We start from the raw sequence: 641 nt of genomic DNA, 5'->3' as shown, positions 1-641 counted from the left end.
CTTTTGCGGGGCATTTTTGTTTCTGAAGAGGCCAGTCTACGTGTCAAAAACATAAACAAATACACCATCAAATATGACCCATCTCACACTGGATGAATGATGCAAATCACACTTAATTTTGCTGGATACAAATGTACAGTGAAGGGCTTTTATTTGCTATTTCGCGAATCGGGTTAATCCATTAATTTTAATTCAAGAACTTCAATAGTGAATGAGTTAATAAATGATCACACAGCTAACTAACGTCAACTTAATTAATAACAACCTTCAAGCAAATAATAAAAAAGAACTGTTTGAAGAATTGGCAGACATGTTATTTGAGAATAACCGAATCAGCAGTAAAGAAGCCTTCTTGGCAGACATCGAAATTCGTGAATCTCAAAGCATCACCTCAATGGACGGCATCGCTTACCCACACTCGAAAAGCAAGGCAGTAACAGAGCCTGCGATTGCTGTGGGTGTAAAGCGTGAAGGCATTGAGTATGGCGATGAAGACGGAATTAATCCAACCGTGTTTTTTATGATTGCTTCACCAGACAACGGTGCTGACCATCATATTTATGTACTACAAGAACTATTTGGAAAATTCAGTGATGAGTTTATACAAAATATCCATAGCGCAAAAGATGAACATCAAATAC

General features: G+C 37.4%; 1 protein-coding gene. It reads left to right on the top strand.

Annotated features, from left to right (window positions below; all coding sequences use genetic code 11):
- Window positions 1-223: 223 nt before the first annotated feature.
- The coding region (locus BCT81_RS23620) for a PTS sugar transporter subunit IIA (RefSeq protein ID WP_102426047.1) at window positions 224-641 on the top strand (418 nt) is incomplete at its 3' end.

The organism is Vibrio sp. 10N.261.52.A1, assembly GCF_002876325.1.
GTDB lineage: Bacteria > Pseudomonadota > Gammaproteobacteria > Enterobacterales > Vibrionaceae > Vibrio > Vibrio chagasii.
This window is presented reverse-complemented; position numbering and strand designations above follow the sequence as displayed.